This is a genomic window from Nocardioides panzhihuensis (assembly GCF_013408335.1).
Classification (GTDB): domain Bacteria; phylum Actinomycetota; class Actinomycetes; order Propionibacteriales; family Nocardioidaceae; genus Nocardioides; species Nocardioides panzhihuensis.
Map to the genome: position 1 here is coordinate 3648884 of NZ_JACBZR010000001.1, position 13477 is coordinate 3662360.

Below are 13477 nucleotides of genomic sequence, written 5' to 3' on the forward strand. Positions count from 1 at the left end.
GTGGACGTCAATGCATTCCTCGACGGCTTCGCGCTCGTCACCGAACCGCAGAACCTGCTCTACTGCCTGGTCGGCGTGCTCATCGGCATGCTCATCGGCGTACTCCCCGGCCTCGGGCCGGCGGCCACGATCGCCATCCTGCTGCCGATCACGTACAGCATCGACCCGGTCTCCGCGATCATCATGCTGGCCGGCATCTACTACGGCGCCCAGTACGGCGGCACGATCACCTCGGTCCTGCTCCGGCTGCCGGGCGAGGCCTCGTCGGTCGTCACCGTCTTCGACGGCTTCGCCCTCGCCAAGCAGGGCAAGGCCGGGACGGCCCTCGGCATCGCCGCGATCGGCTCCTTCGTCGGCGCGACCGTCTCGATCCTCGGCCTGACCCTGGTGGCTCCGCTGATCGCCGGCTGGGCGCTCAACTTCGGTGACCCGGAGTACGCCGCACTTGCCCTGCTGGGCGTCCTGCTGGTCGCCACCATCGGCAACGGCAACAAGCTCAAGGCGATGATCGCCGCCGCGCTCGGCCTGCTGCTGGCCACTGTCGGCCGCGACAGCTTCAGCGGCGCCGAGCGTTTCACCTTCGGCAGCCTGCAGCTGACCGAGGGCATCGACTTCGTGGTCGTCGCGATGGGTCTCTTCGGTGTCGGCGAGATCCTCTACAACCTCGAGGAGCGGCACGGGAAGCCCCACGTCCCCGCCGTCGTCACCAACATCTGGCCCTCCCGCAAGGACATCAAGCAGTCCTCCGGCGCCATCGGCCGCGGCTCGCTGATCGGCTTCGTCCTGGGCGTGCTGCCCGGTGGCGGCGCCGTGATGTCCTCCCTTGCCGCGTACGCCACGGAGAAGCGCATCTCCAAGCACCCCGAGCGCTTCGGCCGTGGCGCCATCGAGGGCGTCGCGGCCCCCGAGACCGCCAACAATGCTGCCGCGACCTCCTCGTTCATCCCGCTGCTGACCCTCGGCATCCCGGCCAACGCCTCGATGGCGATGCTCTTCGGTGCCCTGCTGATCCTCGGCATCTCGCCCGGTCCGCAGCTGGTCGAGGAGCGCCCGGACCTGTTCTGGGGCGTCATCAACTCGATGTACATCGGCAACCTGATCCTGCTGATCCTGAGCATCCCGCTGGTGGGCATCTTCGTCCGCATCCTGCGGGTGCGCCCGGCGATCCTGGCCCCGATCACCGCGCTCATCACGATCCTGGGCGTCTACACGATCAACAACTCCACCTTCGACATCTTCGTGATGATCGTCTTCGGCCTGATCGGCTACCTGATGAAGAAGGTCGGCTTCGAGCCCGGCCCGATGGTGCTCGCCTTCGTCCTCGGCTCGATCGTGGAGGACGGCTTCCGCCGCTCGATGCTGATCTTCGACGGCGACCCGACCGGCTTCTTCACCCGGCCGATCTCGGGCACCATCCTGGCGGCCTTCGTCCTGGTCGCGCTCTGGCCGGTCGCGAAGGCGATCCTGACCCGGCGCAAGGCCGCCACCGCCGCCCCGGCTCCGTCCGAGCGGGACGACGTCGACACCCCGACCCGCTGAGAGAGGCACACCATGACCATCCTGATCGGCTACGTACCCACCCCGGTAGGTGAGGCAGCACTCGAGGCCGGCCTGGCCGAGGCGGCCGCACGCGGCGACGACGTCGTGATCGTCAACAGCCCGCGCCGCGGCGCCCCCGTCGATGCCCGTCTCGTCGACGACGACGCTGATGCGGAGCTCGTCGCCCGCGCCGCCGAGGCCGGGGTGAGCGCCCGCGTCGACCACACCACGCACGGCGCCGACATCGTGGAGACCTTCGACGCGCTGGTCGCCTCGACCGGCGCCCGGCTGATCGTGATCGGCCTGCGCCGCCGCTCCCCGGTCGGCAAGGCCCTGATGGGCAGCGACGCCCAGCGCATCCTGCTCGACGCCGGCGTACCGGTCCTCGCGGTCAAGCCCACCGCATGAGTCGTATCTCCAAGGTCGTCATCACGCCGGTCGCGTTCGCCGACCCGCCGCTGCTCAACGTGGTCGGCGTCCACCAGCCGTGGGCGCTGCGCGCGATCGTCGAGCTCCACACCGACACCGGCCTGCTCGGTCTCGGGGAGACGTACGCCGACGAGACCCACCTCGCCCGGCTCGACGCCGTCGCCCAGGCGCTCCCCGGCTCCGATCCCTACGACACCAACGCCCTGCGTCGGCTCGTCGTCGACGTGCTCGGCAAGGAGACCGGCGGCGCCGGTGCCTCCTTCGGAGGCATGCTCGACGTCTCCTCCGCGGTCGACACCGTCTACTCCCCCTTCGAGGTCGCCTGCCTCGACCTGGTCGCCCGCGAGGCCGGTCGCCCGGTGAGCGATCTGCTCGGCGGCGCGGTGCGCGACCGCGTGCCGTTCAGCGGCTACCTCTTCTACAAGTGGGCCGGCCACCCCGGCGAGCCCGACGACGAGTGGGGCGAGGCCCTGAGTCCCGACCAGATCGTCGCCCAGGCACGACGGATGGTCGACGGCTGGGGCTTCGGCTCGCTCAAGCTCAAGGGTGGGGTTTTCGATCCCGACCAGGAGTGCGCCGCGATCGAGGCGCTGCGCGACGCCTTCCCGAACCTCCCGCTGCGCCTGGATCCCAACGGCGCCTGGACCCCGGAGACGTCGGTGAGGGTCGCTGAGCGGCTGGCGGGCGTCGTGGAGTATCTCGAGGACCCCACCCCCGGCATCGAGGGCATGGCACAGGTCGCGGCCCGCACCGACGTACCCCTGGCCACCAACATGTGCGTGATCGCCTTCGAGCACCTCAGACCGGCGATCGCGGCCGACGCGGTCCAGATCGTGCTCTCCGACCACCATCTGTGGGGTGGGCTACGCCGCTCGGCGTTGCTGGGCGGCATCACCGACACCTTCGGGATGGGCCTGTCGATGCACAGCAACTCCCATCTCGGCGTCTCGCTGGCCGCGATGGTCCAGCTGGCCGCCGCGACCCCCAACCTGACCTACGCCTGCGACACCCACTACCCATGGAAGACCCAGGACGTCGTACGCTCCGGCGTGCTTGACTTCGACGACGGCGCGATCACGGTGCCGACCGGCCCGGGGCTGGGTGTGGAGCTGGACCGTGACCTGCTCGGCGAGCTGCACGAGCAGTACCTCGGCTGCGGCGTACGCCGCCGGGAGGACACCGTCTACATGCGTTCCATCGAGCCAGGATTCACCCCGAACACGTCACGCTGGTGACCCCCGGGTGACGATACCTTCACAGTATCGTCTAATGCGATATGTGGCTTGGACATGAATCGCCAATCCTGACAGTCTCCTGTGACCAGGGCCACAAGTGGGCCCGGTCACAGAACGACGAGCCAGGAGCAACCACCGGTGACACAGATCGATGCAGGCGAGACCGAGGCGATACCGCCGGTTCCGGTCGTCGGTTACGCCTATCCCTGGGACGTAGTCGGCGATCCCACCTTCGCAGCTCGCGCCCGGGCCCTCGGCGTCTCCAGGGTCGCCCTCGCCGCCGCCTACCACACCACCCGCGCCGCGACCCCGCTCCACCCCGAGCACCGGATCGTCGAGGCCCGCAGCGCGGCGCTCTACCGCCCGGTGCGCGCCGAGGCGTGGGACGGCGCCCGGCTGGTGCCGCCCGCGGCGACCTGGGTCGCCACGGAGGACCCCTACGGCGAGGCGACCGCCATCCTGACCGACGCCGGGTTCGAGGTCGCCGCCTGGATCGTGCTGACCCACTCCAGCCGCCTCGGCGAGGCCAACCCCGACCTCGCGGTCGTCAACTGCTGGGGCGAGCCCTACCCCTACGCCCTGTGCGCCCGCCACGAGGACGTCCGCCGCTACGCGGAGACCCTGGCCGCCGAGGCAGTCCGGGACACTCCCACCTCCACGGTCATCCTGGAGGCGTGCGGTCAGCTCGGCTTCGGCCACGGCGGACACCACGAGAAGACCGACGGTGCCTACGACGCCGCGACCCAGCAGCTGCTCTCGATCTGCTGTTGCGCCGGCTGCCGTGAGGACTGGGCAGGCCGTGGGCTGGACGCCGACGCGACCGTCGCGGCGCTGCGTGCCGCGACCGGCGCGGACGCCGCCGACGCGACAGTGGACGCCGAGGCCCTGGACACGATCCTCGCCTCCCGCCACGCCGCTGCCGACGAGCTCCGCCACCGCGTCATCGCGGCCGTACGCGAAGCCGCCCCCGATGTCGTCGAGGTCGCCCTGCACGCCCAGCCCGACCCCTGGGCCACCGGCGCCAACCCGGGCCTGACCCCGACCGCCGCCGACGACGTCGACGTCGTCATCGCCGCCTGCTGGCCGACCACCGAGGCCTCGGTGCAGACCGCGCGCCGGCTGGCCGAGGCCGTCGACGGTAAGGCGGTCGCCGCTGCGTACGTCACCGTTCTCCCGCCCACCACCGAGGACACCTTCGGTGGACATGTGCGGGCACTGGTCGATGCCGGGATCGACCAGATCCACCTCTACCACCTCGGTCTGGCAGGCGCGGACAGGCAGCACCTGCTCGCCGAGGCGACCGAGGTCCCCCACCACCGCCGCGACGAGGACGGACTTTCGGAATGAACGCACACAACGAGAACGGAACCTTCAGGCGCACCTGGCGCGCTGTCGACACGGTCTTCGAGATCTTCAGCATCCTGTGCCTGATCGCCACGCTGCTGATCGTGCTCTGGCAGGTGTTCAGCCGAGAACTGCTGAGCAACTCCCCCAGCTGGAGCGAGGAGAGCGCCCGCATCCTGCTGGTCTGGATCGGCTTCCTCGGCGCCACGATCGGCTTCCGCGAGGGCGCCCACATCGCGGTGACCTTCCTGGTGGACAGGTTCCCGGCGACGCTCCAGGCGGTGATCGACCGTGTCGTGCAGGGGCTGCTGCTGGCGTTCGGGCTCTTCCTGATCGTCCAGGGCAGCCAGTTCGTCGTCGACGCCCAGGCGGCGACCCTGCCCGGCACCGGCCTCCCCCGCAGCGTCCTCTACATCATGATGCCGGTCGCCGGCGCCATGCTCATCCTCTACACCGTCCTCCAGGCCTTCGGCATCAGCACCCAGCGGTACGCCGAGTCCGCCGAGATCGACTGAGCCGGGAGTCCCTCACAATGCCTATCGACCCGCTTGCCATCACGATCCTTCTGGGCAGCTTCGCCGTCCTGATCCTGCTCCGCATCCCGGTGGCCCTCGCCCTCGCCCTCGCCGCCATCTTCGAAGCCCTCTACATCGGCCTGCCGCTGACCATCGTGGGCCAGCGGATGGTCGCCGGCCTCGACACCTTCGCGCTGCTCGCCATCCCGTTCTTCATCCTCGGCGGCGAGATCATGGGCGCCGGCGGCATCTCCCGCCGCCTGATCGCACTGGCCGGCCTGCTCGTCGGCTGGGTGCGCGGCGGTCTCGGGATGGTCAACATCGGCGCCAGCACCTTCTTCGGGGCCCTGTCCGGCTCCTCGGTCGCGGACGTCTCCGCGATCGGCTCGGTGACCATCCCGATGATGAAGAAGCGCGGCTACGACACCGACTACGCGGTCGCGGTCACCGTCTCGGGCGCCACCCAGGCGGTCATGATCCCGCCGAGCCACAACCTGATCATCTACTCCATGGCCGCGGGCGGCGTCTCCATCGGCGCCCTGTTCACCGCCGGCATCATCCCGGGCATCCTCCTAGGCGCATCGCTGATGACCCTGGCGTACATCCTGGCGGTCAAGCGGGGCTACCCGAAGGAGGAACTGGTCCCGCTCAAGGACATCCCCAAGATCGTCAGCGACGGGCTGCTCAGCCTGCTGATGCCGGTGATCATCCTGGGCGGCATCCTCAGCGGCCTCTTCACCGCAACCGAGTCGGCGGCGATCGCCTGCCTGTACGCCTTCATCCTGACCTTCTTCGTCTACCGCGACATTCCGCTCAAGGCGATGGTCCCGATCCTGCAGAGCGCCCTGCGCACCCTCGGCGTGGTGCTGTTCATCATCGCGGCGGCGGGCGCCTTCGGCTACTTCCTGGCCTTCCTGCAGGTGCCGGCGCTGGCCACCGACGCACTGCTCGGCGTCTCCGACAACGTCGTCGTGGTGCTGCTGCTGATCAACCTGCTCCTGCTCGCGCTCGGCGCGATCATGGACATGGCGCCACTGATCGTGATCATGACGCCGATCCTGCTGCCGGTCGCCACCGGGCTCGGCATGGACCCGGTCCAGTTCGGGATCATGCTGGTCCTCAACCTGGCCATCGGCCTGATCACACCGCCGGTCGGCAACGTCCTCTTCGTCGGCTGCGCGATCGGACGGACGACCATCGAGAACGTCATCAAGACGGTCTGCCTCTTCCTGATCCCGATGCTCATCGTCCTGATGCTGATCACGTACGTCCCGTTCTTCTCCCTCGCCCTTCCCGATGCACTCGGTCAATGAGTCGGGTCAATGAGCTCGGTCAAGTAGTCACCATCGAAAGGAACCAACCATGAACACCGCATCCCCCAGACCGGTCGCCCGGCGCTCCCTGTTCAAAGCCGGGGCCTTCGGCGCCGCGGCCGTCGCCGGCGGTCTCGCCCTCAGCGCGTGTGGCGGCGGGTCTCTCGCCGGCAGCGGCGGTGGCGGCGGAGAGTCGAAGACGTTCAAGCTCGCCGAGACCCACCCCGACGACTACCCGACCACCCTGGGCGACAAGAAGTTCGCCGAGCTGGCCGAGAAGTACAGCGACGGCCGGATCAAGATCCAGGTCTACCCCAACGCCCAGCTCGGCGAGGAGTCCGACGCCATCGAGCAGGTGCAGATGGGCTCGATCGAGATGACCCGGATCAGCTCGGCCCCGATGGGCGAGTTCGTGCCCGCGATGGGGCTCTTCAGCCTGCCGTACCTCTTCGACGACGCCGACCACCTGTGGCGCTTCCTGGAGAGCGAGAGCGGCAAGAAGCTGCTCGGCGAGGTCGACGGTGCCGGCTTCAAGGGTCTGGGCTACTTCGACCCCGGTGCCCGCAGCTTCTACACCTCCAAGAAGCCCATCAAGGCACCGACGGACGTCAAGGGGCTCAAGATCCGGGTCCAGGAGTCGCAGGTGCAGATCGACTTCATCAAGGCGCTCGGCGGCTCCCCCACCCCGATGGACTACGGCGAGGTCTACAGCTCGCTGCAGAGCGGGCTGCTGGACGGTGCCGAGAACAACGAGCCGTCCTACCTCTCCGCCTCCCACTACGAGGTCGCGAAGAACTACACCCTCGACCGGCACATGCGCGTCGCCGAGGTGCTGCTCATCAACAAGGACACCTGGGCCGGGCTCGACACCAAGGACCAGGAGGCCCTGCAGAAGGCTGCCGACGAGGCCGCCCCGTTCCAGCGCGAGAAGTGGGATGCCCAGGTCGAGACCGACCTCGAGAAGCTGCGCGGCGAAGGGGTCACGATCAACGAGATCAGCGACCTCGCCCCCTGGCGCGAGGCGACCAAGTCGGTCATCGACAAGCACGGTGCCAAGCTCGGCGAGTACCTCGACGCCGTCGAAGAGCTCCGCACCGCCTGATCCCGCATCTCCCCACCCAACCGGAAGGAACCATGTCCGAGACCGTACTCATCACCGGCGCCAACGGCGTCGTCGGGCGGCTCATGCGCCCGCGCCTCGCCCGCGAGGGCCGGGTGCTTCGCCTCCTCGACATCGTACGTCCCGAGCCCGCCGCTGAGGGCGAGGCCGTCGAGGTCATCGAGGCGTCGGTGACCGACGAAGCGGCGATGCGCGCCGCTTGCGAGGGCGCGGACGCGATCATCCACCTGGGTGGCATCAGCGTCGAGGCCCCCTGGGCCGACATCCTCGCGGCCAACATCGACGGCACCCGGGTGGTCCTCGAGGCCGCCCGGGACGCCGGGGTCCGTCGCGTGGTCCTGGCCTCGAGCAACCATGCGACCGGCTTCTACGACCTCGAAACCGTGCAGTCGGAGGGGCCGGAGGGTGGGCTCCCGGCAGATGTCTTCCCCCGGCCCGACACCTACTACGGGGTCAGCAAGGTCGCGATCGAGGCCCTCGGGAGCCTCTTCCACGACCGCTACGGCATCGACGTGACCGCGCTGCGGATCGGCTCCTGCTTCGAGAAGCCGTGGGACCGCCGCTCGCTGTGGACCTGGATGTCCCCCGACGACGGCGCCCGCCTCCTCGAGGCGTGCCTGTCCACTCCCGAGCCCGGCTACCGGGTGGTGTGGGGCATCTCCCGCAACACCCGCAACTGGTGGTCGCTGGAGGCCGGCAAGGCGATCGGCTACCACCCGCAGGACGACTCCGAGGTCTTCGCCGCGGAGCTGCTCGGTGACGCGATCGACGACGGCCCGCAGGGGCCCGAGGAGCGGCTGGCGGGCGGCAAGTTCTGCTTCACGCCGCTCGGGGAGCACCAGCAGAAGTAGCAGTAAGAGACAACAGGCCCCATGGGGAACGGGTGGCCCGGCGATCGCCGGGCCACCCGTTCTCTTTGCTCAGCGGTGTCAGGAAGCGGACGCGCGGATCAGCGTGCCGAGGTTCTCGACGAACGTCGAGGTGTTGATCAGCTGGGGCGGCTCGGCCGGCTGGTACGGCGGCACCGCCGGCGGGTTGTTCGCCGGGTAGGGCGAGGTGTCGAAGGTGTCACCGACGTGCTTGCTCATGTAGGCCTTCCCGTCATAGGGATGCTTGCTCCCCGGACCCCGGAACGGGTTGGTGATCGCATCCGCCGCGGAGAGCCAGTAGCCCTTCTCACCGAGATCGGTGACGACTCGCGCGACCTCGGCATCGCCCGGCCGGGAGACCTCGTGGGACGTGCCGCGCAGGAGCTCGAGCAGACCCAGGTCGTGCAGCGAGAAGAACGGCGGCAGCTCGTAGGAGTCCCCCGGAGTGAGCGGCGAGCGGGCCACCAGGTCGGCGACCTCGGCATCGGACAGCGCCCGCAGCCGGTCGTACTCGGCACGCAGCCGCGCCTCCGGCACCGAGCGACCGCCGGAGTAGTGGCTGAGCGTGTCGCGGTGGTCGTAGTCGTAGTAGTAGGCGCCGTTGACGATGTTGGAGCCGAACCGGTGCACGAACAGCGCCCGGTTGGTCCCGGGCTCGACGAACGTCGGGTGGGTGCGGCTGGCGATCAGCGGGTTCTCCGCGCGCTGCTGCTCGGTCAGCCGGCAGCCCGCCAGCCAGTCCAGCGCAGCCGGGACGCCGTCGAGGAAGGAGCGGTCACCGGTGAGCTGGAAGTAGGTGAACAGCTGCTCGACGTTGGTCTGCGTGGTGTGGGTGGCCAGCGCACGCGGCTCGTAGGAGCGGCCTGCGGCGACCGCGCCGGCCGGTCGCCCGTCCAGGTCCTCGGCGAGGTGCTGGAGACCCCAGCCGGCCTGGGGCGCGGGCTGCTGCATGCGGCGTACGCACTCCATGGCCCGGCGCACGGGCTCGACCAGGTCGTCACGGCCGAGCGAGACGACGCACATCAGCATGAGCTTGATGTTCTCGCCGAGGACGTTGTCGTTGAACGTGACGTGCTGGGTGTAGTCACCGTCGACCATCCCGGGCTTGGCGTCGGCAGAGAGCCAGGACGGCCGCTTCTTCGGCCACGGCATCTCGGTCGTCGCCTTCGGGTCGACCGGCCAGCGCTGCGGCCAGCCGCCGTCGCCGACGCCCCCGCGGATCTGGGCGTCGGTGATGAAGGCGATCACCTTGTTCAGCGACCGCTTGAAGCCCCGGTCGCGCGGGTCGAGCAGGTGGAGACGCAGGATCAGCTGACCGGCGGTCGAGGTGGCCGCGTCGTCGAAGGTGGAGTTGTCGTAGAGGTGCTGGAACTCCTCCAGGCGCCAGCCGTTGATCCCGATCGACTCGTACCAGCGCTTCAGCGACTTCGGGCCGGCGAAGTCGTGGATGTAGTTCCAGCCGCCTTCGGGACGCTGGGCGCGGACGAGAGCCCGGCCGGTGCGGCGGGCGGCGTCCAGGAACCGCTTCTCCCCCGTCGATGCGTACGCGTCGAGCAGGGCGTGACCGACGGTCGGCGTGCCTGGGGGCTGGACCCAGCACATGGTGCGCCGAGCCTCCATCTCACCCCAGGTCAGCGACATGTCGGGGCGGTAGCTCCAGACGTAGGCACCCTCGTAGGAGACCGTCTCGTCCATGTACGTGGCCGCGCGGAGCATCGCGTCGCGGACACCCTCCGCGGAGGTCGCCGTCGCGGCCGCGGCGGACGAGGTGAGGCCGGCGGTGGTGAGACCGCTCGCGGCACCGACGAGCGGTGCGGCCGTTGCTGCTTGAACGAGCCGACGACGGCTCAGCGTCGAGCTCGGTGGGGACTTCTTCGCAGGTGAGTTCATCCCTCCATCGTGACGACAGTCACAGTCCACGGCCAATACCGATGCCGACTCACGCGATGCCCACCAGGGCAACGTCTACCGCCGCTGAATCAACGGCGCCGGCTCACTGACGCAGGCGCCGGCGGGTGCTGCCCAGATGCACCCGCATCGCGGCCCGGGCCGTGTCGGCGTCACCGGTGAGGATCGCCGTGGCGATGTTGTCGTGCTCGCGCTGCACCCGCTCGACGTGGACTGTGTCGCTGGGCGAGTAGGCGTCACCGAGGCGGGTGCGCGGCAGCATGATCATCATCGGACCCAGCGAGTCCATCAGGTCGAGGTAGAAGCGGTTGCCGGTCGCGGCGGCGACCGCGCGGTGGAAGGCGAAGTCGGCCTCCACCGCCCCGTCGGGTCCCGCGGTCGCCAGGGCGGAGAGCGCCTCCTCGATCGAGCGCGCGCTCTGCTCGTCGTGGTGGGCGGCTGCCAGGGCGGCCGCCTCGCACTCCACCCCGAGCCGGAAGTCGACCATGTCGAGCACGTCGTGCTGCGTACGGATCGCAGAGGACTCCAGCGCGAACGGCGACGGCGCCGGCACCGCCAGCACGAAGGACCCGCGCCCCTGGAAGGTCTCGACCAGGCCCTCCGCGCGCAGGCGGGTGACCGCCTCGCGCGCCACCGTCCGCGACACCCCGTACGCCGCGACCAGGTCGGACTCCGAGGGCAGCTTCGCCCCCGGAGGGAGGTCTCCGGCCAGGATCTGGTCCTTGATCCCGGAGACGACGCGGTCGGCGAGCCCCGCACTAACAGTCATACCGAGAACTTAGCCGTCTCCACGGTGAGCTTGCGCATCTGGTCGCTGAGCGTGAAGCCGAGACCCGGACGGTCCGGCACCCACATCCGGCCGTCGTGGATGTCGATGCGCTCCTCGAAGAGCGGGTTGAGCCACTCGAAGTGCTCGACCCACGGCTCGGTCGGGTAGGCCGCGGCCAGGTGCAGGTGGATCTCCATCGCGTAGTGCGGCGCGAGCGCGAGACCGGCGTGGGCGGCGAGGGTGGCGAACTTCAGGAACGGGGTGATGCCACCGATGCGAGGCGCGTCCGGCTGCACGATGCCGCGGTAGCCCGCGTCGATCAGCGCCATGTGCTCGGGCACCGAGGTCAGCATCTCGCCGGTCGCGATCGGGGTGTCGAAGACGCGCGAGAGATCGGCGTGGCCGACCGCGTCCCAGGCGTCGAGCGGCTCCTCGATCCAGATCAGGTCGAACTGCTCGAGCTCGCGGCACATCCGGCGGGCACGGGCACGGTCCCACTGCTGGTTGGCGTCGACCATGAGCGGCGTGTCACCGAGGTGCTCGCGGATCGCGGCGACCCGGCGCAGGTCCTCGGCCCAGTCGGGCTGGCCGACCTTGATCTTGATGCCGCCGATGCCGGCCTCGAGCGAAGCGGTCGCCTTCTCCTTGATCTCCTCCACGCCCGCTTGGAGGAAGCCGCCGGAGGTGTTGTAGACGCGGCAGGAGTCGCGGTGGGCACCGAGCAGCTTGGCCAGAGGCAGGCCGGCACGGCGGGCCTTGAGGTCGTAGAGCGCCACGTCGAGGGCGGCCACGGCCTGGGTCGCCACTCCGCTGCGGCCGACGGAGGCGCCGGCCCACATCAGCGACTCGTAGATCTTCGCGATGTCGGAGGGGTCCTGGCCGATCGCGACCTGGGCGATCTCCTTGAGGTGAGCGAACTGCGCCGGACCACCGGCGCGCTTCGAGTAGCTGAAGCCCATCCCCTCGAAGCCCTGCTCGGTGGTCACCTCGACGAAGAGCAGCACGGTCTCGGTGAGCGGCTTCTGCCGCCCGGTGAGCACCTTGGCGTCGCTGACCGGGTTGTCGAGAGGGAGGACGACGTGGGAGAGGTTCAGTGACTTGATGCGGTCGGCGGCCATGGCGGGGGTGCTCCTCGATGGGCTAAGTTGTATTACAAGTTCAGAACTTATCCGATGAGTGACGAGGAGTCCAGAGCGTGCAGTATTCCCCGACCGTCAGACAAGTGCCCCGATGGCGCGATCTCGCGCCGTTCCTGCAGCCGCGCCCGTTCCACTGGCGAGCCGCCGACCGCCGGCTGGCCCGCTGCCTCAGCGTCGACGACCTGGAGCACGCCGCTCGGCGGCGGGTCCCGACCGCGGTCTGGGACTACGTCTACGGCGGCTCGGACGGCGAGCACGCGATGCGCCGGAACCGGGAGGCCTTCGACCGTGTCGAGCTGCGGCCCACGGCCTTCGGTCAGGTGGGCGAGCCCGACGTGCGTACGACGATCCTCGGGCAGCCCGCAGCAGCACCCGTCGTGCTGGCTCCGACCGGCTACACCCGGCTCAGTCACCACACCGGCGAGCGGGCGGTCGCCGCGGCGGCCGCCGCGGCCGGGCTGCCCTACACGCTCTCGACCTACGCGACCACCTCGATCACCGACGCGGCCCGCGCGGCCCCGCAGGGGCGAAACTGGTTCCAGGTCTACCTGATGAAGGACCGGGCGGTGACCCTCGACCACATCGCCGAGGCGGCCTCGCAGGGCTATGAGGCGCTGATGCTGACCATCGACACGACCGTGACCGGCATGAAACGCAAGGACAAGCTCAACGGCTTCGCGATCCCGCCTCAGCTCAGCCTGCGTACGTTCGCGGACATGGCGCGCCACCCCGGCTGGGTCGCCAACATCCTGACCACCGAGCCGCTGCGGTTCGCGACGTTCCCCGAGGGGTCGCACTACGGCCGCTGGGGCATGTCCAACGAGCTGCGCGAGCAGGCGATCCGGCCCGCGGACATCGGCTGGCTCAAGGAGCACTGGAACGGCCCGGTGGTGGTCAAGGGCGTGCTCTCGGTCGCCGATGCGGCGGCCGCCGTCGAGGCCGGGGCCGACGCGCTGGTGCTCTCCAACCACGGTGGCCGCCAGCTCGACCGCGCACCGGTCCCGCTGGAGCTGCTGTCGGCGGTGGTCGACGCGGTGGGCGACCGGGCCGAGGTGTACCTCGACTCCGGCGTGCGCTCCGGTGGCGACATCGCGGCCGCCCTCGGTCTCGGCGCTCGCGGCGTGATGATCGGGCGGCCCTACCTCTACGGCCTCATGGTCGCCGGCCGGCAGGGGGTCGACGCCGGCCTGACCCTGCTGGTCGAGGAGCTGCGGCGGGCGATGTGCCTGCTCGGCACCCCCGACATCGCCGCGATCGGCCCCGAGCACGTCCGGCTGCGCTCGGCGTGACCGCGAGC

At 69.8% G+C, this 13477-nt stretch carries 12 protein-coding genes; 9 read left to right on the top strand and 3 right to left on the bottom strand.

Annotation, left to right across the window (positions count from 1 at the left end; genetic code table 11):
- The 8 genes from BJ988_RS17320 (at position 1) to BJ988_RS17355 (ending at position 8346) form a co-directional block, all read left to right on the top strand.
- Positions 1–1539, top strand: a complete 1539-nt coding sequence (locus BJ988_RS17320; RefSeq protein ID WP_179659126.1) for a tripartite tricarboxylate transporter permease — start codon at positions 1–3, stop codon at positions 1537–1539.
- A 12-nt stretch (positions 1540–1551) separates the two neighbouring features.
- Positions 1552–1947: a universal stress protein gene (locus BJ988_RS17325; protein ID WP_179659127.1), complete on the top strand. Its 396-nt coding sequence runs from the start codon at positions 1552–1554 to the stop codon at positions 1945–1947.
- A complete protein-coding gene (locus tag BJ988_RS17330) occupies positions 1944–3203 on the top strand; it encodes a glucarate dehydratase family protein (RefSeq protein ID WP_179659128.1) in 1260 nt (419 codons plus the stop codon). Before BJ988_RS17325 ends, BJ988_RS17330 begins: the two co-directional genes overlap by 4 nt.
- Before the next feature lie 138 nt (positions 3204–3341).
- Positions 3342–4550 (top strand): hypothetical protein, encoded by a 1209-nt coding sequence (locus BJ988_RS17335; RefSeq protein WP_179659129.1) that lies wholly within the window; start codon positions 3342–3344, stop codon positions 4548–4550.
- Complete coding sequence (locus BJ988_RS17340; RefSeq protein ID WP_179659130.1) at positions 4547–5062, top strand: TRAP transporter small permease; 516 nt, start codon at positions 4547–4549, stop codon at positions 5060–5062. The genes BJ988_RS17335 and BJ988_RS17340 overlap by 4 nt, the downstream gene beginning before the upstream one ends.
- Before the next feature lie 17 nt (positions 5063–5079).
- On the top strand, positions 5080–6375 hold the full coding sequence (locus BJ988_RS17345) for a TRAP transporter large permease (protein ID WP_179659131.1): 1296 nt from the start codon (positions 5080–5082) through the stop codon (positions 6373–6375).
- Positions 6376–6424: 49 nt separating this feature from the next.
- On the top strand, positions 6425–7477 hold the full coding sequence (locus BJ988_RS17350; protein ID WP_179659132.1) for a TRAP transporter substrate-binding protein: 1053 nt from the start codon (positions 6425–6427) through the stop codon (positions 7475–7477).
- Between the two features lie 32 nt (positions 7478–7509).
- Positions 7510–8346: an NAD-dependent epimerase/dehydratase family protein gene (locus BJ988_RS17355; RefSeq protein ID WP_179659133.1), complete on the top strand. Its 837-nt coding sequence runs from the start codon at positions 7510–7512 to the stop codon at positions 8344–8346.
- Between the two features lie 78 nt (positions 8347–8424).
- Here the strand turns inward: BJ988_RS17355 and BJ988_RS17360 are convergent, their stop codons facing one another.
- The 3 genes from BJ988_RS17360 to BJ988_RS17370 all read right to left on the bottom strand — a co-directional run bounded on the left by BJ988_RS17360 (position 8425) and on the right by BJ988_RS17370 (position 12159).
- A complete protein-coding gene (locus BJ988_RS17360; RefSeq protein WP_179659134.1) occupies positions 8425–10254 on the bottom strand; it encodes a pectate lyase in 1830 nt (609 codons plus the stop codon).
- 103 nt (positions 10255–10357) lie between these two features.
- Complete coding sequence (locus BJ988_RS17365) at positions 10358–11041, bottom strand: FadR/GntR family transcriptional regulator (protein WP_179659135.1); 684 nt, start codon at positions 11039–11041, stop codon at positions 10358–10360.
- Positions 11038–12159 carry an L-talarate/galactarate dehydratase gene (locus tag BJ988_RS17370; protein WP_179659136.1) on the bottom strand — a complete coding sequence of 374 codons (1122 nt, stop codon included), beginning with the start codon at positions 12157–12159 and terminating at the stop codon, positions 11038–11040. Before BJ988_RS17370 ends, BJ988_RS17365 begins: the two co-directional genes overlap by 4 nt.
- Before the next feature lie 104 nt (positions 12160–12263).
- On the opposite strand from BJ988_RS17370, the gene BJ988_RS17375 reads away from it, so the two are divergent.
- The gene (locus BJ988_RS17375; RefSeq protein ID WP_343051665.1) at positions 12264–13469 is read left to right on the top strand and encodes an alpha-hydroxy acid oxidase; all 1206 of its coding nucleotides are present in this window, start codon (positions 12264–12266) and stop codon (positions 13467–13469) included.
- The last annotated feature ends 8 nt before the right edge of the window (positions 13470–13477 follow it).

Bases quoted from the DNA above. Each gene is read 5' to 3' on its own strand.
- BJ988_RS17325 (WP_179659127.1), top strand. From the start codon at position 1,552: ATGACCATCCTGATCGGCTACGTACCCACCCCGGTAGGTGAGGCAGCA.
- BJ988_RS17330 (WP_179659128.1), top strand. From the start codon at position 1,944: ATGAGTCGTATCTCCAAGGTCGTCATCACGCCGGTCGCGTTCGCCGAC.
- BJ988_RS17340 (WP_179659130.1), top strand. From the start codon at position 4,547: ATGAACGCACACAACGAGAACGGAACCTTCAGGCGCACCTGGCGCGCT.
- BJ988_RS17345 (WP_179659131.1), top strand. From the start codon at position 5,080: ATGCCTATCGACCCGCTTGCCATCACGATCCTTCTGGGCAGCTTCGCC.
- BJ988_RS17350 (WP_179659132.1), top strand. From the start codon at position 6,425: ATGAACACCGCATCCCCCAGACCGGTCGCCCGGCGCTCCCTGTTCAAA.
- BJ988_RS17355 (WP_179659133.1), top strand. From the start codon at position 7,510: ATGTCCGAGACCGTACTCATCACCGGCGCCAACGGCGTCGTCGGGCGG.
- BJ988_RS17360 (WP_179659134.1), bottom strand. From the start codon at position 10,254: ATGAACTCACCTGCGAAGAAGTCCCCACCGAGCTCGACGCTGAGCCGT.
- BJ988_RS17365 (WP_179659135.1), bottom strand. From the start codon at position 11,041: ATGACTGTTAGTGCGGGGCTCGCCGACCGCGTCGTCTCCGGGATCAAG.
- BJ988_RS17370 (WP_179659136.1), bottom strand. From the start codon at position 12,159: ATGGCCGCCGACCGCATCAAGTCACTGAACCTCTCCCACGTCGTCCTC.